A 25,880-nucleotide genomic window follows, 5' to 3' on the forward strand; every position below is an offset into this window, starting at 1 on the left:
TATCAAATTGATTATACGAACCTACTATTTTTATAGTCTAAGGATCGATCATTTGCGAACCGTCGTCAATTCCACAAACGGATAATGCTGCCGAAAATGCTGATAGGCATCTTTTAACAAGGATTCATCCTGCGTAAGCGCAAATACACAGGAACCGCTCCCTGACATCAGTACACCCGCAAATCCATATGCTGTTAATTCCGCTTTCAGCTTTTGTACTGCTGAAGTCAAACGAAATGCACTTTCCTCTAATGAATTGCCAATCTCTTGACATAGTCCCGCAAAATCATCTTCCTGCAGCTTCGCTTTGACCGCTTCACAATCCGGATGTGCACACCTTGCAAGATCCAACATCTGGTAAGCCGTTTTGGTAGATACCCCTTCACTTGGCTTTACCAAAAGCATATGGAAATCACAGGAAAATGAAAAAGGTTCGATCTTTTCTCCGATTCCGCTCACAAGTGCCGGCTGATTGACCAAGCAAAACGGAACGTCTGCACCGATCTGCTTGCCGATGCGAATCTTATCCTCCATGCTTAAATGCAGACCGCATAAAATATCGATCGCATGGATCATTGCGGCGGCGTCTGCACTGCCTCCAGCTAGTCCTGCTTCCATTGGGATATGCTTGCGCACCGACACATAAAAATGTGCTTTCAGCTGATACATCTCGCGCATCAATGAAATGACCCGGCAGATCGTATTATGCTCATCAAGAGGCATTTGTTTATCATCACTGTGCAGTTCATCCTGCTTGGCTAATTCCACCTGTAACAGATCGTGCAGCTGTAACGGCACCATGATCATCTCCAGATCGTGATAACCGTCTTTTCTTCTGCGCAGAACATCTAAACATAAATTGACCTTTGCGTTTGCTCTAACTTCCATATGCCACCTCGTATAAACGGATAAATTGTTCCAGCGTCAAGCTTTCTGCACGGCACTTCGCATCAATGCCGGCACTTTCCAAATACTGCATCGCTTTTTCCTTGTCCTGTAAAAAGGTGCCGAAATTATTTAACATCGTTTTTCTTCTTTGCTTAAAGCAGCCTTTTATCATCGCAAAAAACGGCTCTTCTTCGATCTGATCCTGTTTCTTCTTTAAGAAAAACTGTACCACCGCACTATCGACTGCCGGTTTCGGCTGAAATACACTGCTTGGCACTTTCATGAGCGGCTTTACCTCACAGCGATACTGCGTAATGATCGATAAGGCGTTATAGTCTTTGCTATTGGGCTTAGCGCTGAAACGATCGGCTACTTCCTTTTGCATCATGACCGTGATCGAAGCGATCGGCGCCTGTGCTTCAAAGAGTTGAAATAAAATCGGCGTCGTAATGTAATAAGGCAGATTCGCTGCCACCACCACATCATAGCCTTGCTCTGTGTATGATTTCACATAAGCCGCGATATCGACTTTGAGAAAATCTTGATTGACGATTTCCACATTATCAAACTCTGCCAGTGTTTCACGAAGGATCTTCGGCAGTCGTTCATCGATCTCAAACGCGATGACCTTTTGTGCCAAGTAAGCGAGCTGCTGCGTCAAGGCACCGATGCCCGGACCGATTTCGATCACGACACAATGATCGCTTATGACTGCGCTGCGGGCGATTTTTTCAACGATGCCCGGCTCGATCAGAAAATTTTGCCCATAGTTTTTCTTCGTAAACAAATCATAGGTTTCTAATATTTCTTTGGTTCTGCTGGGCGTTGCGATCGCTTTGCTCATATGATCTCCTCCAATAGCGCTTCTACCTCCGCTTTTGTCATTTGTAACATATTTAACCGTTTATAAAGGGTCTTGGCATTCGGCCTGCCGATCAATAAACGCTCTCCCAGCGCTTCTCTTACTTCGGCACTGTTTGGTGCGCCGTTTAATCCAAGATCAAGAAATTCCTCATAAGCAAGCGTATTCTCTAGATCTGTTCGGTAGGTAAACAGATGTGTCAAGCTTTCCTCAAGCACTTCACGCGAGGCATGTTCGATCCCGACCTTCCGCTTTGTTTTCGCATCCTTTGCCTTGACATAAGCGTTTTTACAGTCCGGTATGTACTGATTGATCTTCATGCGGATCTTTTCCCCCGGCGTATCCGGATCGGTAAAGATGATAACGCCTCTTTTTTCCTGTGCCTGTTTGATCATTTCTAACTTTCCTTCATCTAAGCTGAGTCCGCCGGTTTCGATCGTATCACAATCAAAATACTGATGTAGGCGGTCGCTGTCATGCTTTCCCTCTACGACGATGATTTCCTGTATCTTCATAATGCTGTTTCATCCCTTTTTTCTATGCCGCTATTGTACCATATTCCCACTGAATACACAAAACGCTCTTTTAGCGAAATATAAAAAATGCCGCCTGTGAAAGGGCGACATTGTTTCTGTCAAATTAAAATGGCTTGACGCCGCTGCCCAGCGATACGATCTTCGCTTTCGGCTGATGTACGCTGTAATCAATGTGCAGACCGCCGATCTTCTCACTGCCCGCATAAAGGTCTAGATGATTTTCCCAGATACCGCCGCCGCGATCCAGCACCATGGCATAAAACGGCTGTCCGCTCACTAAACCGAATCCGTTATAACCGTGATTGCTGATTTCTAATACGGTGCCGATCGGAATCGATCGATCTGCCGCGACGATATAATAATCGCCGTATTTGATCCCGCTTTGCCAAGTTCCGTTTGGCTGTAATACGCCTTGGCTCACGCTGAGCTTCACCCCGGCAGCCGTACCGCCCACTCCGCTGTATTGCCCGCTGCAGCCGATGCAGTCTACTCCATATGTCGTGGTACGCGGGAAAAATTCACTTCCTACGCTGACGCTGCCGCCAAACTGCATGACCGCCGGTTTAGCAGGGGTTACCTTTCTTTTCCCGGCTAACTTTTCTTTTTCCAGCACCTCGCCGTCAGCGCTGATCGTCATCTTATAAGTCGTTTCGATCGTGCCCTCTACCGGTTCGCTTACCGCAGTGGCGATCCAAGAAATGCCGGATCCGCCATCATAGTCTAAATATGTTGTCTCTGTATTGACGATTGCTTCTTTTGTCGTTACGATTTCCACCTTTTTTCTCGTGGAATTTCCTTGTGCCTCTGCCTGAATGACAGAATCTGTTTCCTTGCCGGCCACACAGCCTGATAAAGCGAAAATACATAAGATTAAAGCGAATGCAGTTCGTTTTAATTTCATTTCTTTTCCTCCTTTTCGCAAAGTCGAGGGTTATTCTAGCACATTTTCCAGAACTTGTCCAATTTTTTATTTTTTCACATACTGGAAACGTCGTATATTTTTACTATTTCCCACATATTTCCTAAAACTGAATGCGTTTTCATATAAAACGTGCTAAAACAGACGTCCTCAAACATCTATATGCCTATAATTCCCAGTTTTATGTGTTCTATACATTGTGAAATTACCTATATATTTCACATCAGTATGTGCTGAGCTGCATAAAAAAAGACAGATGCTTCTGTTTGCACATCTATCTTCTTTGCTTTTTTATGCCAATTCTTCACTGTCGATCATGATGGTGATCGGTCCGTCATTGACGAGTTCACATGCCATCTCAGCGCCGAACACACCGGTTTCCACGACTGCTCCGTATTCTTCTTGCAGGATCGCATTAAAGCGCTCATACATATCGCTTGCGAAAGGCGGCTTGGCCGCATTGCTGAAACCGGGACGACGCCCTTTGCGATAATCTGCATAAAGGGTAAACTGAGAAATGCTTAAAATCTTGCCCGCTACCTCATGCAGCGATAAATTCATCTTTCCTTGCTCATCGTCAAAGATGCGCAGATCGACGATCTTCTTTGCCACTTTGCGCAAGGTTTCTTCCTCATCATTTGGGGAAATCGCCACCAGCAACATCAGTCCTTTTTCGATCGCGCCATGCACCTTTCCTTCGATCGTTACCTTTGCTCTGCTTACCCGCTGTAATACCACTCTCATCTTTCTGCCTCCACCTGCACATAAATCTCTTTCATACGTTTTGCCAGTCCCTCACATTTTTTAAGCGGCAGGGAACAGATCGCCACCCGAATGCCGGTATTGACCTTTACCGTATAGATGTCCTGTTTCATCAGCGCTTCATGAAAGCGATCGCGCGTTTGATTATCCGGCATTTTTACCGTTACGAAAAAGCCTTCCTTATAAGGATAACACGGCAGTGCACACGCTTCTGCCTCTTCGATAAAGCAGGCGCTGCGCTTTCTCAGCAATTCCACATATTCCTGCTTTTCCTGTAAAAACGCATCTCTACCGATCGTCGTCACATAGGTAAAGTTCTCCATGGCCGCATTGGGTATATTCGACCAAAGAGAACGCGCCATCTTTTCAAAAACGATTTCCACTTCCCGCACCTGTGCCGCATCTTTCGCTAAAAGCAGTGCCGCCCCACAGCGTAGTCCATAAGAAGTCAAAGTTTTGGAACAGCTGAATGCCACGATGCACATCACATGCGCATTCATCTCATTCAAGACTGATAAATAGGCTCTGGCATCTTTTTGATACGCATAGTCGATATAAGCGACATCATTTAAGATCACCACATCGCCAAGCGCAGATAATTCATTCAGAAAGTCGATCACCTGTTTCCATTCCGCCATGCTCATCGAATAACCGGTCGGATTGTGACAAGGATCATTGATCACTACCAGCAGCTTATGCTGCTTTTCCATGACTTCCCGACATACTCGCTCAAAATCCCGCAAATGGAATCGGTCGCCGTCAAACAGCTCATAGCTTGTTACCGCAACATTGTGCATAGACGCCATTAACGCATAAGACCCCCATGCGATCTTCGGGATCACCAAAGTCTGTCCTTCATCTAACATTTCATTGATGGCAATAGAAACCGCACCGCTGCCTCCTGCCGTAGCGATCACGCTGTGTGCCAAATGCAGTTTATTGTCACCACAAACCCATTCATATACTTGTTTACGATAACTCTCGTTGCCGGTAAAGCTTGCGGCATAAGCGGCTTTTACTTCTTTTTTGATGCGATCGTATGGTCCAAACACACTGTCATATGCAACGATCCTGCCATCTTCCCCATAAAGCGAACCGATCGTCGCATTAACGACCGCATCGTCGCCCTTTTCCATAATCGCCTGCTTTGCCAACTTCACGATCGCAAACACCGTATCTTCGATCGGTGTTACATCTACCTGTTTCTTAACAAATGCCATTTTTACACATCCTTTCGCGCATAAGAGCCAATAAGCCGAAACTGCTCACAATAAGCCTTCAGTTCCTGCATCAACCGATTTGCCTTTTCTTCCTTCAGCGAACCGACCACTTCGATCAAAAAATAATATTCCCATGGGCGATCCTTCAAGGAACGAGATTTGATATTTTCCATATTATAGTCATAGCGTGCGATCAATTCGATCACTTTCGCCAAGGCGCCGGTTTCATGCTTGATCGTAACCATCATCGCAAAACGATTTCCTTCCTTCACCGGTGTTTTGCTGATGACGATAAAACGTGTCGTATTAGTAGCGGCCGTATTGATGTTTTCCGCAAGCAAAGCAAGATCATAGTAATCCGCCGTCGCTTTAGAAGCAATCGCTCCTTTATGAGGATCCTGACACGCACTTACATACTTGGCAGCCAACGCCGTATTGGGATAAGGAATCAGCTCGACCGCTCTGCCGCTTAAAAATTGGGCGCACTGGGACAAGCCCTGCTGATGTGAATAAATTTGCTTGATATCTTTTATCGACGCACCTTTGATGCCTAATAAATTCTGATCGATCGGCAAAGCCAGCGTATCAACGATAGAAACGTCATGTTCATGCAACAGATCCAACACTTCACCGACCTCACCGGTATAAGAGTTCTCAAACGGCAGCACCCCGTATTTCGCCGCTCCTTCCTCCACTGCCATGACGACCTGTGGGAACGTCTGATAATGCGCCAACTGGGCATCGGGGAAAAGCGATAAAGCCGCCATGTGGGAAAAAGCGCCTTCCACCCCGGGATAAGCTACGACATCCTCTGAAAGAACCTTTTTTTGATACTGTTTGGAAAGATCCATCAGCTGCTTTATAAAGTCACGATAGCTTTCCACATACGCAGGATCCTTGATCCTTTGTTCACAAGTGCTTAAAATCTCCGCTTCCCGTTTCGCATCAAATACCGGCAGTCCCTTTTCTTTCTTATACCTAGCTACCTGTTCTACCGCCTGCATCCGTTTTTCAAACAGTCTGGCCATCTCCTCATCTGTTTCATTGATGATCGCTCTTGCCTGTTTCAGTTTGTCCATCTTTTTCCACCTTCTTTTTCCTGTTGTCTGTATGCTTTTTATTGATGCCGGATTGCCTGCTTCTGCTAAAGCGCCTGTTTTTGACCAACTGTTCGATCATCTGCTGCACGCCTGCCGCAATCTGCTGATGCATGCCCGGCAGCTGTTTGAGCTTTGCATGTACATACGCTTCTAATAAACGCTCTTTCAAAGTAGAAAATTCCAGCACGGCTACTTCCTCATAACTTAAATCATCAAAGACTTTCGCATACTGCCCTAAATGATACACCAGCACATGATATAGCTCCGGCAGTGAAAGTCCGCTTTCAAAATAAGAATCCGCCGTATCCACAACAGCGCGGATCTGCGTTTTTTTACTTTTCATGAACACCTGATTGGTGAAATAGCCGCACATCTCACAAATCGGGTGTTTTTTCTTTGCCTCGACAAACTGTCCTTCCTCCCTGACAAAACCATATACGTTATGACAGTGAAATAAGGAAGTGATGTTATGCAGCGGATAGGCAGACTTTACGATCAGCGGCTGCTTGAGCGGCGCAAACATGGCTGAGATACAGTCATGCTCACTTTCGATCCAGCAAAGGCGTTTTGAAAAAGCATCGCTTTCGATCCGTTCCCGATAAGGCGACAAGATCGCCGCACTGTAGCCGGGGGCGTTTAAGGCAACGACTGAGACGATCTTTTCATCCAAATCCGCACTCGCACATAGATAGGCAAATCCCGCCAGATTGCCGCCTTTAGAATGACCACATAAATGCAGTTTCCCTTTGATCGACAAGTTTTCCACATAAGTTCTTGCGATCATCTGCTGTTCGCTCGGTACGCTCAAAAACAGATGGAAGTTATCCTGCCAGTCCTGCCACCCTGTACGCTGTGTTTGTGCATCCAGCGTTTCACTGCCACGAAATACGACATAAACATCTTCCTTGTGAACGATCACATACGCAACCACACCGCTTTTTTGATTATCATTATAATAATCCTCAATATAATAATCACAATAGCGCTCATGATCGCTTGCCTGCAAGGCTTCTGCATAGCTTTGAAAAAATACATCGTGCTGATAACGCGCCATCTCTGTTTCATCCTGCAGCAGCGTTTCGATCCATGCCGCAACGGACATCGATTTTATAAAGCGGGGAATATCAAAATAGGAAAACAAGCAAAGATCATAATAAATACCGCTGTCGTTCATATTCTCACCACACTTTATAATTGTTATTATTATAACGCAAAGCGCCCTTCTCTGCATAAAATTCCACAAAAAATCTATTGCGCCTGCTGTGAAATCATGCTTTTTTACATTCTTTCCCTTTGTTGCAGGATCCATCAAAAGTGATTTTCTGTTGTCAGAGGAATCAATATCATTTCGTTCCTTTTTCAAAACAGTATTTGTGCAGGCAGATCACTGTTTGATATAATGAGAAAAACAAATCTGCTGTTTTTGAAAGGATCGGCAAAAGAAATATTTGTTCCCGATGCTTTTTCATTATCGAAACAGCGCAGGATAAAAGGAAGTGATGAAATGAGCAAGACGAAAAAACGACGTACGGTCAAAAGACGCAGATCCGCAAAACCACTGACTTTAACGGAAGCGTTTTTTCTGCTGTTCATCGTAATCGGCATCGTTGCCGCAATCATCCTTTTACAAAATAAAGGCAGTTATCAGATCGTCGCATATGACCGATCACATCGTGCCACTCTACTACATACGGCTGATTCACTGGATGAGGCGCAAATGCTGATGCAGCAGGAGATCGAGCGCGGCACTTACAATCCTGCTATCCTGCAGGATGATCAAATGATCGACATCCGCTATGGGATCATCGTTTTTCCAAACGATGTCTGCACGCAGACCACAGCTTTTACCTATCTTGATCAAAGCAAGGGGTATCTGAACGGCTGTTATGGCGCAGATGCGCTGTATGTTGGCTATGCGGAAGGGTGGCTGTTTCAGATCAGCGCTGCCATCGGTAAGATTTCCCCTGATCAGGCACAGCTTTATGACATCCACGATCCTGCGCTTGCAGCGATCAATCATTATCAGGTAAGTGCAGGCAGACTGCTGCACTATGGCAGCGGAAACGTCAAAGACAGCGCCAAACAATTTCAGATCGATCTAGGTGCGGCGCCTGCTTCGCTGCAAGATGGAATCTATTACAGTTATGATGGACATTATTTTTATGAAAGTTTTGAAGCAATGGCCGATGATGTGCGCGCTGAATGTCATACAAACGCCGTAAACAGCGTTCCTTTCTATCAGTATTTTCAATATTTGCCACAGCGCTCACATACCGATCATGATGAAACGGTATTGAATGCTTACTTACAAGAAGCTTATGGCATCACTTCTTTGCCTACGACTTGTCCGGCAGACGCATCTGCTTCAATCCTGTACAAAAGCGGTTCGCTCTTTTTGGATATGCAAGATCGTTATACGATAAACGCGCTCATTTTATTTGCTTCGGCCATTCATGAAAGCGATGCAGGCAGAAGCAATATCGCCTGTGCGAAGCATAATTTATTTGGACACAGTGCATATGACGATGATCCTTATGCAAGTGCGGCTACCTATCAAAGCATTGCCGAATGTCTGGAAAGCCATGTGCAGCAGTATTTGATCGAGAGCTATGCCAATCCCGCTGATACACGCTGGCACGGCAGTCATTTAGGCGATAAGGCAAACGGCATGAATGTACGTTATGCCTCTGACCCTTACTGGGGTGAAAAAATCGCTTCTCATTTACAGCGCATCGATGAAGCATTTGGGGCGAAGGATCATGGAAAAGAAACGATCTTGTGGGTCGAAGCCGGTACTGCTTTTTACACAGCGCCTAATGAGAAAGTTCTTTATCAGACAACCACCGCACTGCCTCTCATCGTTGTAGATCAAAAGACGATCGGCCGGGAAATCTGGTATGAGGTGCAAAGCGATGCAGCGATCGATCCTTCCTCCCTTGTCCCTGATGCAAACAGTCTTTATCAGGAGCAAGAGGCACGGGTATGGGTCAAAGCAGAACAGGAGGAATGACATGAAACAGATCAAAGGTGTGATATTTGATTTTAACGGGACGCTCTTTTTTGACGGTCCCAAGCATTTAGCTGCATGGACAGCATTAGTAGAAGAAGTACGCGGTACCCCGTTAAGTGAAGAAGAAAAGGAGCTTGTTGTCGGGCCGCCGAATCTGCATATCTTAAAAACGCTGTTCCCACAGATAAGCGAGCGGGAAGCCAAGCGTTTATCTGCACGCAAAGAGGCGATTTATCGTGCTTTATGTAAACAGGATCCCGCTTTTACTCATCTTGTCAAAGGCGCACAAGCATTATTTGACGAATTAAAAAAACAACAGATTCCCTTTACCATCGCTTCTGCATCCATTGCGGAAAACATCCGCTTTTTCATTTCAACATTTCACTTAGACCGCTGGATCGAACCGAGCATGATCGTATATGACGACGGCTATCATAAAGATAAAAGTGCAATGTACTGGCATGCGGCAAGAAATCTGCGCGTACCTCCGCAGAACTGTATTATTTTTGAAGATTCACTATCCGGTATCCGACACGCCAAAGCTGTATCAGCCGCTTTGATCTGTGCGCTGGGCGATGCACATTTGGCACCCAAACAAAAACAGGCAGGTGCCGATCTGACGATTGCTGATTTCGATCAGTTTGACCGCGCTCTCCTTAAATAAAGAGCGTTTTTAAGCGGCTTATAGGCTTTGTCGATCGCATGCTTTCTTATTTGTGCCTATTTAGGAATTTAACTTATCATGAGCTTTTTTCTTTTTCTCCTAAATGCTCTTAACGCTTTTTCGTGCTCTCAGCAACTGTTTTTGTTGATCATTTATACGAGCGCTTCCCAAACCGCACATCCATAAAACACTTATCGTATGTAAACTAGTTAAAAATATCTGCCTTTATCAAAATTTCTTTTATTTTTTTTACTTTTTTAAGGGTTTCTACATTTTTCGACATTTTATGCCATGATCATTTTGTATGATTATACCGTAAAGAAAGGAGAAGCATTATCGAAGAAAAACGGCGGGGAAGATCGCTTAGCGAATCGAACAAGCCAAAGCTGCCGTGGGCAATCGTTTTACAGCATTCATAGTATCTAAATCTCTTAGCATTGAACACACACATTAACAAACATTATTATCTATGGAAAGCAGCTCGTGTTTCTTTTTTAAGTAATAGTGGATCCCGAACCAATCGGCTACTCCCCATCCGATCGGAACGGCCCACCATATTCCATTCATCCCGATCCAATCAACCGAGGATAAGGCATACGCGAGCAATACACGAGTACCCAAAGACAGCACGGTCAAAACGATCGACATAGACGATCTTCCTAAGCCACGATAAAGTCCGTACAGCAGAAACAGGATGCCGATCCCGATATAAAGCGCCCCTTCGATATGAAGGTAGGTGATCCCGATCGATATGATCTCTGTTTCGCTCGGCTTGATGAACAGCAGCATCAGCTCTTTCGCAAATCGATATACCAGCAATGAAGCGATCATGCAGAAAAGCGCAGCGGTCGTCATTGCGGTCTTGATCCCTTTGCGGATACGCCCGCTCTTTGCGGCGCCATAGTTTTGTGCCACAAAGGTTGCGAAGGCATTGCCGAAATCCTGTGCCGGCACATAGGCAAAAGCGTCGATCTTAACGACTGCCGCAAATGCTGCACTGGCCGCAAAGCCGAAGCTGTTTACCAACCCCTGTACCAACAAGATGCCGAAATTCATGATCGACTGCTGCACCGCTGTCAGTGATGCATTCGTCATAATGAAAACAAGCAGATCTTTTCGGTAATGCAGATGTTCTTTACGCGGGCAAACTTCTTTTTCTCGATAAAAGAAGTACAGGATAACGCACAGAGCGGAAACGCCCTGTGCCGCAACCGTTGCCCATGCGGCGCCTTTGACGCCCATGTCAAAAAGCAGGATAAAGGCAAGATCCAATCCGATATTCGTAAGTGCAGATACCGCTAAAATAAGCAGTGGAATAACGGTATTCCCGACACTGCGTAAAACAGCCGCAAAAAAATTATAGAGAAACACAAACAGGATACCGCTGAAAATCACAGATAGATACTCTTTTGCATGATGGTATGCTTCTTCCGGTATTTGAAGCCAGATCAGCAGTTGATCCAAGAGCAAATAAGCAAGTATGCAAAGCAAGGCAGATACGATCAGGATCAACACAAATGCGTTGGCAATGCTGATTCTCAGATCCGTTTCTCGTTTTGCCCCATACAGCTGTGAAAACACAACTCCACTTCCCATACATAACCCCAGTATGATCGAAGTAAGCAATACCATTAGCGCATAAGCAGAACCAACTGCCGCAAGCGCCTCTGCACCGATCGTCTGCCCGACGATCAGGGTATCCGCAACATTATATAACTGTTGAAGCAGATTGCCGGCAATCATCGGCAAACTGAATAAAATAAGGCTCTTTCCGATTGCACCTTCTGTTAAACTCTTTTTCATGTGATCACCTATTACAAATTGTATTATAACATGCGCTGACAAAGCCGGAAGCCTATTTTCTAAAAAACATATTTTCATTTTTATGACAAGTTGATATTACTTGTTTTTTATTTACCCTGTTCATAAGCAAAAATAAGTACATCGTTATTTACTGAAATTTTATCTGCATATCATACGGATTTCCTGTTTGGATATGTAAAAACGATCACCTGCATTTACAAATGATCGTTTTTTCTATTCTCTAAAATCCGTCGTCTTCTGCTTCTTGCACAATTGTTTTGACATCAAAAACTCCCAGTGCTTCTTTTTTCGCCCAAATACAATCATCAATCAGCTTGCATGCTCTTATCCTCATAGGCAAACACTGCGACGCATCTGGTGATCTATGCTATAATGATGCAAAGAGGTGATAAAATGGACGCACTTTTTATTTGGTATCCAAAATGTTCTACCTGTCAAAAGGCCAAAAAAGAATTAGAAGAAACAGGTATCACTTTTACGCTGAAGGATATCGTTACACAGACACCCGTTGCCGATGAGCTGCGAGATTATCTCCAAAAAAGCGGTATGCCGTTAGAAAAGTTCTACAACACATCAGGCAAACAATATCGAGCCCAGGATATCAAAAACAAACGGCTTACGATGAGCGAAACAGAACAGTTGCAGCTGCTAAGTGAAAACGGCATGCTGTTGAAGCGACCTCTTCTGATTTACGGCGATCAGGTCATCATCGGCTACAAGCCGGGCGTTTATCTCAGCTTAAAATAATAAAAGGCGGATCCCCTGCAAAGTGAATCCGCTTTTTATTTACGCATTTGCACCGTTATGCAGAATTTCCATAAACTCCTCTCCGGTGATCGTTTCTTTTTCATACAGATATTTTGCCAGTTCATGCAGCTTATCAATATTCTTCGTCAATAGATCCACTGCGTAAGCATGTGCTTCTTTGATGATCTTCAGCACCTCTTCATCCACTCTTGTCGCTGTATCAGCGCTGCATGCCAGCTGCGTATCACCGCCTAAATACTGATTGGTAACCGTCTCCAACGCCATCATATCAAACTTATCGCTCATACCGAGTCGGGTAACCATCGCTCTTGCTAATTTTGTCGCCTGCTCGATATCGTTTGCGGCGCCGCTCGTAACACTTTTGAATACCACTTCTTCCGCTGCTCGACCGCCGGTCATTGTCGCAATGCGAGCAATCGCTTCCTCTTTGCTGATCAGATTGCTTTCCTCTTCCTCCACCTGCATCGTATAGCCAAGCGCACCGCTGGTACGCGGAATAATGGTAATCTTATGCACCGGGGCCGAGTTCTTCGTAAGTCCTGCCACCAGTGCATGTCCGATCTCATGATAAGACACGATCAGTTTTTCTCGATTCGAAATCACCGCACCTTTACGCTGATAGCCGGCAATTACCGTTTCCACCGCTTCATCAAAATCCTTTTGAGAAACGATATCACGATCATCTTTTACCGCTAACAGTGCCGCTTCATTGACGATATTGGCTAATTCCGCACCACTGGCACCGGCCGTAGCACGCGCCACGACATTGAAGTCAATATTCGTGCCGATCTTGACATCTTTGGCATGTACGCGCAAGATTGCTTCTCGTCCTGCCAGATCCGGCAATTCCACCGGGATCCGCCGGTCAAATCGTCCCGGTCTTAACAATGCCTGATCCAAAGATTCCGGACGGTTCGTCGCCGCTAAGATCACGACGCCCTTGCTGCCGTCAAAACCATCCATCTCTGCCAATAGCTGATTCAATGTTTGTTCCCGCTCTTCATTGCCGCCTAAGCCGCTGCCGTCGCGTTTTTTTCCGATGGTATCGATTTCATCGATAAAGACGATACAAGGCGCTTTCTCTCGTGCCTGCTTGAATAGATCACGCACCCGTGCTGCTCCTCACCCGACAAACATTTCCACAAACTCACTGCCGGAAATCGAGAAGAACGGTACACCCGCTTCCCCGGCAACCGCTTTCGCAAGCAGCGTTTTCCCGGTACCCGGAGGACCCACCAATAATGCGCCCTTTGGCATCTGTGCGCCGATCCGCTGGTATTTTTTCGGATTGTTCAAGAAATCCACCATTTCCTTCAGCGCTTCCTTCGCTTCCTCTTGCCCGGCTACATCCTGAAACGTCTTGCCGCTTTGTGCCTGCACATACACTTTTGCACTGCTCGCACCGAAACTACCAAGACCGCCGCCGCCAAATGTCATACCGTCTTTACCCATCTTTTTCTGCATTCGCTTAAAGAACCATGTACCCAGCGCATACATGAAAATGACCGGCAAGATAAACTGAATCAAGAAAGATAACAACGGATTCATTTCCTGCGGGAATACCCGCGTCATGCTCACATCAGACTCTGCCAAGCGATCCACTAAATTGGGATCCTCCATTCGCCCCGTAATATAGATCGTCTGATCTTCTTGCGACTTCTTAAAAGCGATCTGTTCATTCTGCACCTCTACGATTTCGATCTGCTCCTTGTCAAGCATCTTCAAAAATGTACTATAACTGACTTCCTCAGTGCGGGAATTGCTTAACATCGGAAATACGAATGCATTTAATAAAATAATGATGATCAACATTAAAAAATAATAATAATACAATGGTTTCTTCTGTTTATTATTCATTTGACTTCCTCCTTTCCTCAATATAGGCGGAAAGCACCTGCAAGCCTTCCATGACCTTCTGAAATTGTTTTTCATTCAGATCCGCAAACAGACTTTCCTGCCTGCATACGTCCTGTAAGCATTCCTTTGCTTTTTCAGTCATCTGCAAGTACACGATACGCCGATCCCTAAAGTCATGCACCCGCTCCACAAAGCCGCTTTTCTCCATCCGCTTGGCGATCGCCGACAGATTGGAAATGCTAAGCGACAGCGTATCTGCTAATTCACTGATCCTTAACTGCCTTTTATTTTGCAGTTCCATCAGTACCTCCGCCTGTACTCTTGTAATATCGTAAGGTTCACATCTGCGGTTTAAGATCACATGCAAAGATGCACCGATCTTGCGCATTTCATCAAATATCAAGACATCATAATCCTGCTTCATATTGCCTTCCTCTCTTTAATATTTCACGCATTGAATAAATGTAGTATAAACATCCGTATCAAAAAAAGGGCGCTCTAAACTTCCGTGTGGGTGTGGGTACGCCCTAAACTTATGTGTGGTATTTTTCAGATACCTCTAACATTTTGTGTGGGTGAATAAAAAACCTTCGTGATATGATTTCTTTGTCGAGAAGAAATTACACGAAGGAGGTATTTAACCTATGAATGATTTTATCACAGATTTATTTAATATTGATAGAAAAAAGATTAAAAAAATGAATGTTGTTACTAGTAAGGATAAAACTGAGTTTCATATCGTCTTAAACCACGATGGTGATTTATTTTGTCCTTTTTGTTATGGTGTCGTTCATGCCAATGGCTATTCGAAACCTAAAATAATCAATCACCCTAAACTAACAGATAGAAAAGCGGTAATTATCTTTTATAACCATCGTTATCAATGCAACGAATGCTTGCGTACTTTCTCTGGGAAAAATCCTTTCACTTTTTCTAACTTTAGAAATTCTTATCTTTCTTTTGAAAACATTATGAAGCAGCTTTCTAATTTGAATTATTCATATAAAATGGTAGCTGAGCTGAACCATATCTCTCCTACCCAAGTACAAAGATATTTTGATAGCTTCGTAAACATTCCTAGAATCACTCTACCTGAATCTATAGGGATTGATGAGATTCATTCAAAAATGGCAAAACGAAAAGATTCTGCTTATTTATGTGTGATGGTGGATAATAAGAAACGTTCTCTTTTTGAAATACTTCCATCTCGTTCTAAAGCAGAATTAAAACGTTATTTTGAAAAGATTCCTCAAATAGAACGGAACAACGTAAAATATGTAACCATTGATATGTGGTTTCCTTATAAAGAAGTAGCGAATAAGTATTTCCCTAACTGCATTGTAGCTGTTGATCCATTTCATGTTGTCGAACATTTAATGACTAGTTTCCGCCGTATACGTCTTAATATCATGTATCAGGTAGAATATGGCAGTGATAGTTACTATTTACTCAAAACATGGAAAGACTTAATTGAAAAGAATGTTTTTCTCGATAATGAACCAGTCTACAATAATCGCTTCAAAATGAAACTAAACAAAAGACAGCTACTTGATTTAATTCTTGAGATTAGTGAAACATTGGCTTTAGGATATCACCTAAAAGAGATGTATTTAACCTTTAATAAAAATGCAACGGAAGAAAATTGTGAGGAATGGTTCAATTCTATTTTAGAAGCTTTTAAAAAATCAGGAATATCAGAGTTCCATGATTTTATTCAAACACTTGAAAACTGGAAACCAGAAATTCTTAATTCATTCAAAAGACCTTTTGATGAGCACAAACTAAGCAATGCACTCTGTGAAAATATCAATGGGCAAATTAGAACATATTTATCTGTATCAAAAGGAGTATCTAATTTTATCCGTTTTAGAAAAAGATGTATTTTTGCTTTAAATCCAAAGGTTTTCTATTCAATTACAAATCAATTAAAATCTAATAAAGTTCAAGGCAAAAGAAGAGGCAAATATAATAAAAACAAATAAATAAATGAATCGTACTTCTCGACACATAAAAAGGTGGTTCATTAGTACTTACTTGTACTAAATATACCACCTTTTATCTCATCTTAAACCACTCGAAAGTTTAGAGTTCATTTTCTCAAAACCACTCGAAAGTTTAGATTACTAAAAAAAGCAAGGGAATTACCGCAAGTCGATAATTCCCTTTTATTCTCACATAATTCACATACTTATTATGCTTCTTTACATGCTTCCAGCACATTTTGAAAGATCTTGTCAGCACGCATCATGCCGAAATCCTGCACATCGATCAAGAGGACCGGTTTGCCCTGCGCCTGTTTTACAACATCCTGATAAGCAAAACGAATCTGCGGCCCGAGCAGTATGATGTCAGCACTGTCGATGTTCTCATTCAATTCTCCCATCGGGATCGCCTCCACATTCGCCTCGACCTGATGTTTACGCGCTTCTTCTTCCAGCTTCATCTGTAAGATGCCGGTACTCATGCCCGCATTGCACATTAGTAATATTTTCATATCTTTCCCTCGCTATTTCGCTACTTCTGCTTCTTCCTGCAGTTTCTGTTTTTCATATACTTTCAAGAATGGATAATAGATGATCATATCCATGATGATCAGTCCGATTACCAACAGCACCGCTTTTATATCCAATGTCGCCAGCAGCGCCCCGATCGGACAGAACATGTTCCAGCTTGGATAAACGAAAGTTCTGGCAACCAAACCGATATCCATCAACAAATAAGAGATGACACCGTTTGCGGTCATGGCGAATACGAACGGAAACATCATCGTCGGATTCAGCATTAACGGCATACCGAAGATGATCGGCTCATTGATATTGAAGAATGCCGGTATGATTCCTAGTTTTCCGACTGTTTTCAGATGTTTGGATTTGCTTCTCAATAACAACAGCGCCAAACCGAATGTCGCACCGCTGCCGCCGATCGCCATAAACGTCCACCAAAACGGCTCCGTTAATACATAAGGCAGTGCAATCGCCGCAGTACCTGCCGCATAAGCAGTCATATTCACCGACAGATTATGATACAAGAACGGTGTCAAAGGACCGGTAATGACCGAATCGTGAATGCCGAACCACCAAAGCACCATGACCAGCAAAGACAGGATCATTACGCCGAATACATTGTCGATCATGGAAACGACCGGTTCTAACAAGGCGCCGATCAAGCCCGGGAACGGTACTCCCGCAAAAGTGATGACCGCTGTGCTCATCAGTCCCATCACTGCCAATACAATTACGACCGGCACCAAAGACGCAAACGATTCCGTCAGCGCCGGCGGTACATTACCACCCTGCAGTTCAATTCTTCCTACTTTATGGTCATACAGGAAACGATACAGTTCAAAAGCAATGCCGGCGGTGATCATCGAACCGAATAAACCGGTACCACCCAAATAGTCAGTGGTAAAGCTGCCATCCGGTGCGATTGCATTTACAACAATAAATGAGATCCCGCACAACACTGTCGGCAAATATCCCTTCATGCCATGATGCTTGGATAAAAAGAACCCCATGCCAAACGCCAGATACAGCGCCAAACAACTCATCGTCGCATAGTTGATCGCATTCAAAGGTCCATAAGCGAAGTCCGCAAACCACTGCCAGCCCTCCATAAAGGTCCGCATGATGCCCGGATCCATCTCATGGAAATCCATTGCCGGAGAGATCAGGATCAAAGCAAAGCTGCCGACGGTCAAAAACGGAATCATCGTCAAAAATGTACTTTGAATCGCCTGCACATATTTCTGCCGCGCTAATTTATTCGCCATCGGCGCCACATAGCGCTCAAGCATCGCACTCAATTTGTTCATAACTCTTTCCCTTCTTTCTCATCAATCTTTTTTTGATACCAATAATAACTATCTTTCGGATAACGCTTTTCATGATCTTCATAATCGACATACACCAGACCATAGCGTTTTTCATAGCCATTGATCCAACTGTATAGATCCATCGTAGACCAGACAAAATAACCGCGTACATCAATGCCTTCTTCTTTGGCTTTCCACATCCAGTCGATAAATCCATCAAGATATTCGATGCGATAAGGATCATGTACCTGTCCGTTTTCCAGCTTGTCATAATAGCCGATCCCATTTTCGGTAATGATGAAAGGAATATCCCCATAACGCTCTTTCATCATATAAAGCAAGTCATAGATACATTTCGGATAAACCTCCATTCCCCATGGATTGCGTTTTACCTCCGAATCTTTATCCAACTCAAACCATCCTTTTACGATGATGCTGGTCTTATCCTTGCTTTTTCCGGTATTGTTGATCTTCAAACAGGTTTCTCCGCTCGTATAAGGCTTTACCACTGCCCGCTCATATACATTCAATCCCAGAAAATCTACCGTACCTTCCATAAAGCACTGCTTGTCCCCTTCTTTTATAAAAGATAGATCGATGTTGCTTTCCTTTAACTTTACGAACAGGTCATCACAGAACCACCCGGTGATCGTCGGATCGGCAATGCAGCGGTTATAAAACAGATCGGCATTTTTCGCCGCTTCCCGATAAGCCAAATCATCTTGCAGCGTGGCGATCGGATAAGGAGCGTGAACCAGACCGATCATGCCTTTCGCCTGTAACTTGCGAAAACGGCTTACTGCTTTTGCGCTTGCCAGCAACATATGATATAGCGCCTTCGCACGGCGATTCATGTCGGTTACATTCGGCGGGTAATTTCCGACCGCATAAGCGCACATCGTATCGTAATCCGGTTCATTGATGGTGACCCAATGGCGCACCTCATCGCCAAAGGCCTCAAAGCACACCTGCGCATAGTCCGCAAACGCTTCTGCCACTTCTCGATTCTCCCATCCGCCGATTTCCATCAAAGGCTGCGGCAGATCATAATGATAGATCGTTACCAGTGGTGTTACACCGTACTTTTTACATGCGGCAAGCACCCGTTTGTAAAAAGCGATGCCGGCTTGACTGATTTTACCTGTGCCTTTGGGAATGATCCGGGTCCATGCCAAAGAGAAGCGATAGGCGTTTTGTCCTCCTTCTTTCAGCATGCGGATATCTTCTTCATAGCGATGATAATGATCACTGGCAACATCTCCGGTTACTGCGTTGATGTTGTTTTTTTCACTATGACAGAACACATCCCAGATCGATTCTCCTTTGTCATCTTCCCGATAACCGCCTTCGCACTGGTATGCGGCGGTTGCACTTCCCCACAAAAACGGCTCTTTCAGCTCCATATCTTCACTCCTTTCCCGCTTCCAGCTTCTGATAAACGCGTATCAGCTTTTCCGCCATCCTTTCCATAAAGATCCCCATCGTCAGATGATCTTGTGCATGGCTCATGATAATGCTGAAAGGAATATCCTCTGCTCTGACCTCTGCACTCAGTAAATCTGCCTGTGAGCGGTGCGCTGCATTTAATTCCTCTTTCCCCGTCTGCATCGTCGTCCTCGCCTCTTCAAAACGAGCTTCTTCGGCAAGATCGACGGCGCGATAGAAGCAATCAAACGCACTGCCTGCATGTGCAATCATCATAAACGCCATAGACTGCATTTCCTCCTTAGTCATGCTCTCACTCCTTCCTTGTCCTTATTCTAAAACAAATACCTCGTATCATTCCAATTTGTTTTTGCATAGTACCCCGCAAAAAAAAGATTGTTTCTTTTTATCTGTTATAATATATTTATATAATAACAAAGAGGGGTGATAAGTTGTGTATGCTTTCAGTGATCGCCAAAAGAAAATCATCCGTTATCTCATGCAAATGCCGGCGTTTGTCAAAGGGAAAGTGCTTGCCGATGCTTTACATATTTCCCTTCGCACCCTGCAATATGAGATCACAGCGATCAATCAGATCTTTCACGACAAGCTGATCCTTTCCACCAATCAAGGATATATGATCAATGCCGATACCGATGCGGATCTGCATGCGCTGTTTTTTCTGCCTGACCAGAAAAATGAACAACACGCGCTGTTGAAACAACTGCTTTTGGCACAGGACGAAATCTCTATTGATGACTTTGCCGAGCGCTGCTATCTCAGCACAAGCACACTGTTATCTCATCTAAAACAGCTTCATGCGCCGCTTGCTGCTTATCAGCTCCATGTAAAAAGAAAACACAATCATATCTGGATCGATGGCAGCGAATATGACAAACGCAAATTGATCAATCACTTGTTGCGGGAAGAAGCAAAACCGGGACAGCCGTCTTTTGAAAAGCTGACGTCAGATTTCGGCGATATGAATCTATTGCGCTGCAAACAGATGATCGAGGCATCGATCGAGCGTTATCACTGTCATTTGGAAACAAGTTATGCCGGTGCGCTCTTCTTAAATATCGCCGTTGCGCTGTTTCGTATCCGCAATAAGCATTACATGGAAGCATTGGCGGATCCGATCGACCGCAGTTCGATCGAATATCAGATCGCCCGCGATATATGCGAACAATACGCGCAGCATTACCCCATTCATATTTATCCGGAAGATGTCGCTTACATCGCCCTGCTGCTCATCGGCCAGATCAAGCCCTATATCCTGTTTAGCGAGGAAGGTGCAAGCTCCATGATCTCTGCCGCTTTCAAAGAACAAGTACGCGCGATCCTGCATCGCACCTTTCAGTATTATATGCTTCACATTGATTATGCATCCTGGTATATTGGAAATGACTCATCTAAAAGTCATTACAACATACCTTTTCCTTTCTATCAACCTTTATACCCGTGGTTGATTACGGGGTTCATTGTCTGTATGATTGAAATATGTGAATGTGGATTTGTATTGCTCCTTGTGGCTCTGACTACTTTAGAAAGGTTCTTACCACTCCTTATTCCAAAATAATGATGAGTTAGATGAGTCTTTGAATTCGTATCTCGTTCCAGGTTTTATGGTCTAAGTGCTGTGGTTTCTTCACTTCACATACTCTTATTTCAGAAAGGATGTGTTTTTATGTTTCTTGTTGGAATCGATGTCGGTAAGCTCTCTCACATGTTTTGCATCATGGATTCTTCCAATGGCGAAATCCTCGTCAGTCCTGTTTCTTTTAAAAACAATAAACAAGGCTTTGATTTTCTGATGGGCAACATCAAGCTTTATCCCAAAGACAAATTGCTGATCGGTATGGAAGATACAGGCCATTATCATTTCAACCTTTTGAAGTTTTTACTCGATTCCGGTTATACCGTTGCACTCATCAATCCCATAACGACCGATCTTACCCGAAAGATGCAACTAAATCCTACCAAAGACGACAACCTGGATACCATGACCATCTGTGATGTCCTGGCTTCCAGTCCTCGTAAAAAGGGTTACAGGATTTCTAAAATCAATAATTTTGAATTTTATGAGCAGAAACGTCTGACCCGTGAACATCACGATCTCAAGGAACAATTAAACGTATATGCCAATAAGCTTCAGAAATGTATTGATATCGTTTTTCCTGAATATAACTCCCTGTTTAAATCCAAGTATGGAACTGTATATATGAAGGTCTTAAAAGCGTTTGGCTGTGCGAATGCTATTGCTCATGCCGATATCCGCAATATTCGCAAATGCTTCGAAACCAATAGGAACGGCCGCACTATTTCACTGACACCGGAAAAATTAAAAGAAGCTGCTAAGCATTCGATCGGGTTTCCTTCAAAGGCTGAAGTGATCGAAATACGTCATCTGATCGATTTGATCGAATTGATCAAAGAACAAATCAACGATGTGGATATAAAAATAGAAGAGTTCAGCACGCAACTTAACTCTCCTATCCTCACCATACCGGGAATCTCACATTTCTCCGGTACTTCTATTTTAGCTGAATTAGGAGATTTACGCAACTATTCTAAGGCGTCTCAAATCATCAAATTTGCCGGTGTTTCCCCATATAAGCATCAATCAAGTCAATATGAAGCCCAACATACAGCCATTACCAAGAAGGGATCACGATATCTTCGCAAAACACTTTATCAGGTGATCTTACCTGTTATTCGCTACAATCCTGTATTTAACGAATACTATCATCTCAAGTTGTCGCAAGGGAAAGGCCATCGTTGCGCTCAGGGACACTGTGTACGAAAGTTACTTCGGATCATCTATCATCTGGTAATAACGAATCAACCGTTTGATTCAACTCTTTTAAAATAAGTCATTACTAAATTCTTAGATCCTCTACTAAGTTCTTTTTGTCATGCCTTTTTATTCACTATTTCAAAGATCGAGACAACTTCAGCTAACTAACTTCAATAAATTTTTATTTTCAGACTTTTTCATACAATTTACTTGATTTTTATATAGTTAGCTTTCTAAGCAATTTTACCTTGCATGTAGACGCTTTGATCAAGCGTGCGAAATACCATCAGTATGTAAGCAATGCCACGACCGAAACCATTAAATTCAGTTGTCCTTTCATTTATGATGTAGCGGTCTATCTGGCAAAAGAGCTAGAGGAAGCTTTTGCCATTACGATACCGGAGGAGGAAATCGGTTTTTTAAGCATTCATATCGGTTTTGGGATCGAAAGCAGTACCAAAGAACACAACCGTGTCCGGGTATTGTTGATCTGCGAGGATTATCATCAGAGCGCGCAGACGATCATTAAGTATTTGAAAAAAGATTATGCGGACGTCATAGAAATCAGCAATGTCATATTCGGTGTTCCCGCCAACAACGATGAACTGGATGTCGATTTGATCCTTTCGACCATTCCTTTGTATATCTTGCATAAACGGGTCTTACTGATCTCACCGTTTTATACCGACATGGATCGCTCCATGATCGAAGAAGCGATCAGCGCCTGTTTGAAAGAGCGGAAGATCGAACAGGAGCATGACCTGCTGACGCGCTATTTTGATGAACATTTATTTTTTCACCGCACGGACTTAACCGAAAAGGAAGAGGTGATCCGCTTTTTGGGGCAACAGATCGTTTCGTTTGGAATAGCACAGCCGGAATTTATCGATTCCGTATTAAAGCGGGAGGAAATGTCGTCTACCTGCTTTTTTGAAACATTTGCCATTCCTCATGCCATGGAGCTGAATGCAAAGAAAACGATGTTTTGTGTTCTGATCAACGAAAATGGGATCCACTGGGATCAGCATCAGATCAAGATTGTTTTGATGATTGCCGTAAAACAGCAGGATCGACTGGAATTTATGAAGATCTACAACAGTATCATCCACGTGCTCTGGAATCAAAGCAAGGTTGCCAAACTGATACAGGCGCAGGATTATCAGGATTTTATCAAATGCTTAAAGGCAGATATGCGTTGAAGATCGTTGTACCAAATTCTTTTCGATCATAAAAAAAGCGGGAAACCGCTTTTTTCTTTTTAGTCAAAGAAGGGAAAACACTACTGTACCAACAGTACGATGCTTTGCGCCAAGACGCCCTCTTCTTTTCCGACAAATCCCAAGCCCTCTCCTCTTGTGGCTTTTACGCTTACCTGGGTGATCTCACAAGCTAAAGCAGCGGCGATATTTTCCCGCATCTTTTCAATATAAGGCGCCATCTTAGGCCGCTCTATCATGATCAAGGCGTCAATATTGCCGATCCGGTAGCCGTTTGCTTTCATCATTTTGCCCACCTCTTTTAAGATTACCAAAGAGGACATTCCCTGATAACGCGGATCCGTGTCGGGGAAATGCTTTCCCAAATCTCCTAGCGCCAACGCGCCTAAAATACTTTCCGCAATCGCATGAAGCAAGGCGTCTGCGTCAGAATGCCCAAGCAGTCCTTTCTCATGTGGTATTGTTACACCGCCTAAAATCAGTTCTCTGTCTGCGGCGAACCGATGAATATCGCTGGATTGTCCGATTCGCATCTAATCATGCTCCTGGTATATTGGAAATGACTCATCTAAAAGTCATTACAACATACCTTTTCCTTTCTATCAACCTTTATACCCGTGGTTGATTACGGGGTTCATTGTCTGTATGATTGAAATATGTGAATGTGGATTTGTATTGCTCCTTGTGGCTCTGACTACTTTAGAAAGGTTCTTACCACTCCTTATTCCAAAATAATGATGAGTTAGATGAGTCTTTGAATTCGTATCTCGTTCCAGGTTTTATGGTCTAAGTGCTGTGGTTTCTTCACTTCACATACTCTTATTTCAGAAAGGATGTGTTTTTATGTTTCTTGTTGGAATCGATGTCGGTAAGCTCTCTCACATGTTTTGCATCATGGATTCTTCCAATGGCGAAATCCTCGTCAGTCCTGTTTCTTTTAAAAACAATAAACAAGGCTTTGATTTTCTGATGGGCAACATCAAGCTTTATCCCAAAGACAAATTGCTGATCGGTATGGAAGATACAGGCCATTATCATTTCAACCTTTTGAAGTTTTTACTCGATTCCGGTTATACCGTTGCACTCATCAATCCCATAACGACCGATCTTACCCGAAAGATGCAACTAAATCCTACCAAAGACGACAACCTGGATACCATGACCATCTGTGATGTCCTGGCTTCCAGTCCTCGTAAAAAGGGTTACAGGATTTCTAAAATCAATAATTTTGAATTTTATGAGCAGAAACGTCTGACCCGTGAACATCACGATCTCAAGGAACAATTAAACGTATATGCCAATAAGCTTCAGAAATGTATTGATATCGTTTTTCCTGAATATAACTCCCTGTTTAAATCCAAGTATGGAACTGTATATATGAAGGTCTTAAAAGCGTTTGGCTGTGCGAATGCTATTGCTCATGCCGATATCCGCAATATTCGCAAATGCTTCGAAACCAATAGGAACGGCCGCACTATTTCACTGACACCGGAAAAATTAAAAGAAGCTGCTAAGCATTCGATCGGGTTTCCTTCAAAGGCTGAAGTGATCGAAATACGTCATCTGATCGATTTGATCGAATTGATCAAAGAACAAATCAACGATGTGGATATAAAAATAGAAGAGTTCAGCACGCAACTTAACTCTCCTATCCTCACCATACCGGGAATCTCACATTTCTCCGGTACTTCTATTTTAGCTGAATTAGGAGATTTACGCAACTATTCTAAGGCGTCTCAAATCATCAAATTTGCCGGTGTTTCCCCATATAAGCATCAATCAAGTCAATATGAAGCCCAACATACAGCCATTACCAAGAAGGGATCACGATATCTTCGCAAAACACTTTATCAGGTGATCTTACCTGTTATTCGCTACAATCCTGTATTTAACGAATACTATCATCTCAAGTTGTCGCAAGGGAAAGGCCATCGTTGCGCTCAGGGACACTGTGTACGAAAGTTACTTCGGATCATCTATCATCTGGTAATAACGAATCAACCGTTTGATTCAACTCTTTTAAAATAAGTCATTACTAAATTCTTAGATCCTCTACTAAGTTCTTTTTGTCATGCCTTTTTATTCACTATTTCAAAGATCGAGACAACTTCAGCTAACTAACTTCAATAAATTTTTATTTTCAGACTTTTTCATACAATTTACTTGATTTTTATATAGTTAGCTTTCTTTTGTTCCTCTGTGTTTCTTTCATTATAATCA

Annotated in this window: 24 protein-coding genes and 1 pseudogene; 8 read left to right on the forward strand and 17 right to left on the reverse strand. The window is 43.4% G+C overall.

What is annotated here, in order from left to right:
* Positions 1 to 48 precede the first annotated feature (48 nt).
* The 8 genes from ispE to C1712_RS08565 form a co-directional block, all read right to left on the reverse strand.
* On the reverse strand, positions 49 to 888 hold the full coding sequence (gene ispE, locus C1712_RS08530) for a 4-(cytidine 5'-diphospho)-2-C-methyl-D-erythritol kinase (protein ID WP_102268424.1): 840 nt from the start codon (positions 886 to 888) through the stop codon (positions 49 to 51).
* The gene (rsmA, locus tag C1712_RS08535) at positions 878 to 1,732 is read right to left on the reverse strand and encodes a 16S rRNA (adenine(1518)-N(6)/adenine(1519)-N(6))-dimethyltransferase RsmA (protein ID WP_102268426.1); all 855 of its coding nucleotides are present in this window, start codon (positions 1,730 to 1,732) and stop codon (positions 878 to 880) included. Before rsmA ends, ispE begins: the two co-directional genes overlap by 11 nt.
* On the reverse strand, positions 1,729 to 2,265 hold the full coding sequence (rnmV, locus tag C1712_RS08540; protein ID WP_102268428.1) for a ribonuclease M5: 537 nt from the start codon (positions 2,263 to 2,265) through the stop codon (positions 1,729 to 1,731). Before rnmV ends, rsmA begins: the two co-directional genes overlap by 4 nt.
* Before the next feature lie 124 nt (positions 2,266 to 2,389).
* Entirely contained in the window at positions 2,390 to 3,187 is a 798-nt protein-coding gene (locus C1712_RS08545; protein ID WP_102268430.1) for a 3D domain-containing protein, read from the reverse strand.
* A gap of 309 nt (positions 3,188 to 3,496) precedes the next feature.
* Complete coding sequence (gene dtd, locus C1712_RS08550; protein WP_102268432.1) at positions 3,497 to 3,949, reverse strand: D-aminoacyl-tRNA deacylase; 453 nt, start codon at positions 3,947 to 3,949, stop codon at positions 3,497 to 3,499.
* Positions 3,946 to 5,187: a pyridoxal phosphate-dependent aminotransferase gene (locus C1712_RS08555; RefSeq protein WP_102268434.1), complete on the reverse strand. Its 1,242-nt coding sequence runs from the start codon at positions 5,185 to 5,187 to the stop codon at positions 3,946 to 3,948. The genes dtd and C1712_RS08555 overlap by 4 nt, the downstream gene beginning before the upstream one ends.
* 2 nt (positions 5,188 to 5,189) lie before the next feature.
* Complete coding sequence (locus C1712_RS08560) at positions 5,190 to 6,266, reverse strand: chorismate mutase (protein ID WP_102268436.1); 1,077 nt, start codon at positions 6,264 to 6,266, stop codon at positions 5,190 to 5,192.
* Positions 6,229 to 7,461, reverse strand: coding sequence for an Mbeg1-like protein (locus C1712_RS08565; protein ID WP_178199939.1), 1,233 nt, complete (start codon positions 7,459 to 7,461; stop codon positions 6,229 to 6,231). Before C1712_RS08565 ends, C1712_RS08560 begins: the two co-directional genes overlap by 38 nt.
* Before the next feature lie 225 nt (positions 7,462 to 7,686).
* On the opposite strand from C1712_RS08565, the gene C1712_RS08570 reads away from it, so the two are divergent.
* Both C1712_RS08570 and C1712_RS08575 read left to right on the forward strand, forming a co-directional pair.
* Complete coding sequence (locus C1712_RS08570; RefSeq protein WP_102268439.1) at positions 7,687 to 9,297, forward strand: N-acetylglucosaminidase; 1,611 nt, start codon at positions 7,687 to 7,689, stop codon at positions 9,295 to 9,297.
* Between the two features lies 1 nt (position 9,298).
* Positions 9,299 to 9,961 (forward strand): HAD family hydrolase, encoded by a 663-nt coding sequence (locus C1712_RS08575; RefSeq protein WP_180963106.1) that lies wholly within the window; start codon positions 9,299 to 9,301, stop codon positions 9,959 to 9,961.
* Between the two features lie 450 nt (positions 9,962 to 10,411).
* Here C1712_RS08575 and C1712_RS08580 read toward each other — a convergent pair whose 3' ends face one another.
* On the reverse strand, positions 10,412 to 11,764 hold the full coding sequence (locus C1712_RS08580) for an MATE family efflux transporter (RefSeq protein ID WP_102268443.1): 1,353 nt from the start codon (positions 11,762 to 11,764) through the stop codon (positions 10,412 to 10,414).
* 414 nt (positions 11,765 to 12,178) lie between these two features.
* On the opposite strand from C1712_RS08580, the gene C1712_RS08585 reads away from it, so the two are divergent.
* On the forward strand, positions 12,179 to 12,532 hold the full coding sequence (locus C1712_RS08585) for an arsenate reductase family protein (RefSeq protein ID WP_102268444.1): 354 nt from the start codon (positions 12,179 to 12,181) through the stop codon (positions 12,530 to 12,532).
* A gap of 39 nt (positions 12,533 to 12,571) precedes the next feature.
* Here C1712_RS08585 and C1712_RS13260 read toward each other — a convergent pair whose 3' ends face one another.
* The 3 genes and pseudogenes from C1712_RS13260 to C1712_RS08595 all read right to left on the reverse strand — a co-directional run bounded on the left by C1712_RS13260 (position 12,572) and on the right by C1712_RS08595 (position 14,834).
* Entirely contained in the window at positions 12,572 to 13,405 is an 834-nt protein-coding gene (locus C1712_RS13260) for an ATP-dependent metallopeptidase FtsH/Yme1/Tma family protein (protein WP_425436025.1), read from the reverse strand.
* Between the two features lie 6 nt (positions 13,406 to 13,411).
* A pseudogene (locus C1712_RS13265) lies at positions 13,412 to 14,485 on the reverse strand (ATP-dependent metallopeptidase FtsH/Yme1/Tma family protein); the annotation flags it as partial.
* Positions 14,403 to 14,834 carry a MarR family winged helix-turn-helix transcriptional regulator gene (locus C1712_RS08595; RefSeq protein ID WP_102268446.1) on the reverse strand — a complete coding sequence of 144 codons (432 nt, stop codon included), beginning with the start codon at positions 14,832 to 14,834 and terminating at the stop codon, positions 14,403 to 14,405. The pseudogene C1712_RS13265 and the gene C1712_RS08595, both read right to left, overlap by 83 nt.
* 220 nt (positions 14,835 to 15,054) lie before the next feature.
* Here C1712_RS08595 and C1712_RS08600 point away from each other — a divergent pair, with 220 nt between their 5' ends.
* Complete coding sequence (locus C1712_RS08600) at positions 15,055 to 16,392, forward strand: ISL3 family transposase (RefSeq protein WP_102265770.1); 1,338 nt, start codon at positions 15,055 to 15,057, stop codon at positions 16,390 to 16,392.
* A 209-nt stretch (positions 16,393 to 16,601) separates the two neighbouring features.
* Here the strand turns inward: C1712_RS08600 and C1712_RS08605 are convergent, their stop codons facing one another.
* Genes C1712_RS08605 through C1712_RS08620 form a run of 4 tightly spaced genes read right to left on the reverse strand, consistent with a single transcriptional unit; the run spans position 16,602 to position 19,955 of the window.
* Positions 16,602 to 16,904 carry a PTS sugar transporter subunit IIB gene (locus C1712_RS08605; protein WP_102268448.1) on the reverse strand — a complete coding sequence of 101 codons (303 nt, stop codon included), beginning with the start codon at positions 16,902 to 16,904 and terminating at the stop codon, positions 16,602 to 16,604.
* 12 nt (positions 16,905 to 16,916) lie between these two features.
* A complete protein-coding gene (locus tag C1712_RS08610) occupies positions 16,917 to 18,221 on the reverse strand; it encodes a PTS sugar transporter subunit IIC (protein WP_102268449.1) in 1,305 nt (434 codons plus the stop codon).
* Positions 18,218 to 19,624, reverse strand: coding sequence for a glycoside hydrolase family 1 protein (locus C1712_RS08615; RefSeq protein WP_102268451.1), 1,407 nt, complete (start codon positions 19,622 to 19,624; stop codon positions 18,218 to 18,220). Before C1712_RS08615 ends, C1712_RS08610 begins: the two co-directional genes overlap by 4 nt.
* A gap of 4 nt (positions 19,625 to 19,628) precedes the next feature.
* Complete coding sequence (locus C1712_RS08620; protein WP_102268453.1) at positions 19,629 to 19,955, reverse strand: PTS lactose/cellobiose transporter subunit IIA; 327 nt, start codon at positions 19,953 to 19,955, stop codon at positions 19,629 to 19,631.
* A gap of 145 nt (positions 19,956 to 20,100) precedes the next feature.
* Between C1712_RS08620 and C1712_RS08625 the strand changes: the two genes are divergently transcribed.
* The 3 genes from C1712_RS08625 (at position 20,101) to C1712_RS08635 (ending at position 23,642) form a co-directional block, all read left to right on the forward strand.
* Positions 20,101 to 21,225, forward strand: coding sequence for a BglG family transcription antiterminator (locus C1712_RS08625; RefSeq protein WP_102268454.1), 1,125 nt, complete (start codon positions 20,101 to 20,103; stop codon positions 21,223 to 21,225).
* Positions 21,226 to 21,333: 108 nt separating this feature from the next.
* The gene (locus tag C1712_RS08630; protein WP_102266835.1) at positions 21,334 to 22,518 is read left to right on the forward strand and encodes an IS110 family RNA-guided transposase; all 1,185 of its coding nucleotides are present in this window, start codon (positions 21,334 to 21,336) and stop codon (positions 22,516 to 22,518) included.
* 146 nt (positions 22,519 to 22,664) lie between these two features.
* Complete coding sequence (locus C1712_RS08635) at positions 22,665 to 23,642, forward strand: BglG family transcription antiterminator (protein WP_281254642.1); 978 nt, start codon at positions 22,665 to 22,667, stop codon at positions 23,640 to 23,642.
* An 80-nt stretch (positions 23,643 to 23,722) separates the two neighbouring features.
* On the opposite strand, the gene ispF is transcribed toward C1712_RS08635, so the two are convergent.
* Positions 23,723 to 24,193, reverse strand: coding sequence for a 2-C-methyl-D-erythritol 2,4-cyclodiphosphate synthase (ispF, locus tag C1712_RS08640; protein WP_102268457.1), 471 nt, complete (start codon positions 24,191 to 24,193; stop codon positions 23,723 to 23,725).
* Between the two features lie 310 nt (positions 24,194 to 24,503).
* On the opposite strand from ispF, the gene C1712_RS08645 reads away from it, so the two are divergent.
* Complete coding sequence (locus C1712_RS08645) at positions 24,504 to 25,688, forward strand: IS110 family RNA-guided transposase (RefSeq protein WP_102266835.1); 1,185 nt, start codon at positions 24,504 to 24,506, stop codon at positions 25,686 to 25,688.
* Positions 25,689 to 25,880 lie beyond the last annotated feature (192 nt).

The organism is Massilicoli timonensis (genome assembly GCF_900199515.1).
Classification (GTDB): Bacteria; Bacillota_I; Bacilli_A; order Erysipelotrichales; family Erysipelotrichaceae; genus Massilicoli; species Massilicoli timonensis.

Bases quoted from the DNA above. Each gene is read 5' to 3' on its own strand.
- ispE (WP_102268424.1), bottom strand. From the start codon at position 888: ATGGAAGTTAGAGCAAACGCAAAGGTCAATTTATGTTTAGATGTTCTG.
- rsmA (WP_102268426.1), bottom strand. From the start codon at position 1,732: ATGAGCAAAGCGATCGCAACGCCCAGCAGAACCAAAGAAATATTAGAA.
- rnmV (WP_102268428.1), bottom strand. From the start codon at position 2,265: ATGAAGATACAGGAAATCATCGTCGTAGAGGGAAAGCATGACAGCGAC.
- C1712_RS08545 (WP_102268430.1), bottom strand. From the start codon at position 3,187: ATGAAATTAAAACGAACTGCATTCGCTTTAATCTTATGTATTTTCGCT.
- dtd (WP_102268432.1), bottom strand. From the start codon at position 3,949: ATGAGAGTGGTATTACAGCGGGTAAGCAGAGCAAAGGTAACGATCGAA.
- C1712_RS08555 (WP_102268434.1), bottom strand. From the start codon at position 5,187: ATGGCATTTGTTAAGAAACAGGTAGATGTAACACCGATCGAAGATACG.
- C1712_RS08560 (WP_102268436.1), bottom strand. From the start codon at position 6,266: ATGGACAAACTGAAACAGGCAAGAGCGATCATCAATGAAACAGATGAG.
- C1712_RS08565 (WP_178199939.1), bottom strand. From the start codon at position 7,461: ATGAACGACAGCGGTATTTATTATGATCTTTGCTTGTTTTCCTATTTT.
- C1712_RS08570 (WP_102268439.1), top strand. From the start codon at position 7,687: ATGAGAAAAACAAATCTGCTGTTTTTGAAAGGATCGGCAAAAGAAATA.
- C1712_RS08575 (WP_180963106.1), top strand. From the start codon at position 9,299: ATGAAACAGATCAAAGGTGTGATATTTGATTTTAACGGGACGCTCTTT.
- C1712_RS08580 (WP_102268443.1), bottom strand. From the start codon at position 11,764: ATGAAAAAGAGTTTAACAGAAGGTGCAATCGGAAAGAGCCTTATTTTA.
- C1712_RS08585 (WP_102268444.1), top strand. From the start codon at position 12,179: ATGGACGCACTTTTTATTTGGTATCCAAAATGTTCTACCTGTCAAAAG.
- C1712_RS08595 (WP_102268446.1), bottom strand. From the start codon at position 14,834: ATGAAGCAGGATTATGATGTCTTGATATTTGATGAAATGCGCAAGATC.
- C1712_RS08600 (WP_102265770.1), top strand. From the start codon at position 15,055: ATGAATGATTTTATCACAGATTTATTTAATATTGATAGAAAAAAGATT.
- C1712_RS08605 (WP_102268448.1), bottom strand. From the start codon at position 16,904: ATGAAAATATTACTAATGTGCAATGCGGGCATGAGTACCGGCATCTTA.
- C1712_RS08610 (WP_102268449.1), bottom strand. From the start codon at position 18,221: ATGAACAAATTGAGTGCGATGCTTGAGCGCTATGTGGCGCCGATGGCG.
- C1712_RS08615 (WP_102268451.1), bottom strand. From the start codon at position 19,624: ATGGAGCTGAAAGAGCCGTTTTTGTGGGGAAGTGCAACCGCCGCATAC.
- C1712_RS08620 (WP_102268453.1), bottom strand. From the start codon at position 19,955: ATGACTAAGGAGGAAATGCAGTCTATGGCGTTTATGATGATTGCACAT.
- C1712_RS08630 (WP_102266835.1), top strand. From the start codon at position 21,334: ATGTTTCTTGTTGGAATCGATGTCGGTAAGCTCTCTCACATGTTTTGC.
- ispF (WP_102268457.1), bottom strand. From the start codon at position 24,193: ATGCGAATCGGACAATCCAGCGATATTCATCGGTTCGCCGCAGACAGA.
- C1712_RS08645 (WP_102266835.1), top strand. From the start codon at position 24,504: ATGTTTCTTGTTGGAATCGATGTCGGTAAGCTCTCTCACATGTTTTGC.